This is a genomic window from Bifidobacterium asteroides (assembly GCF_009683175.1).
Lineage (GTDB): Bacteria > Actinomycetota > Actinomycetes > Actinomycetales > Bifidobacteriaceae > Bombiscardovia > Bombiscardovia asteroides_H.
This window is the reverse complement of the sequence record NZ_WKKW01000016.1, coordinates 1-232: the sequence shown is the minus strand read 5'-3', so window position 1 is coordinate 232 and position 232 is coordinate 1. Positions and strand designations below refer to the sequence as shown.

At 56.5% G+C, this 232-nt stretch carries 1 pseudogene; it reads right to left on the bottom strand.

What is annotated here, in order from left to right:
• Nucleotides 1-232 (bottom strand): annotated as a pseudogene (locus tag GKC41_RS08680) (hypothetical protein); the annotation flags it as partial.

The window sequence follows — 232 nt, the reverse complement described above, 5'->3', positions numbered from 1 at the left end:
TGCCGAGTTGGCCATAGTTGTTTAATCCCCAGGCGTAGGTGTATCCGTCGCTGCCCACGGCCAGCGAATGAGAGTATCCGGCGCTGACCTGTACGGCTTTCAGTCCTTTGTTTGCGTCGTTGGGGCTGGCGAAGTCTCGCACGCGCACAGGAAAAGACGAAGAGTTTTTGCTGCTGATGCCGAGTTGGCCATAGTTGTTTAATCCCCAGGCGTAGGTGTATCCGTCGCTGCC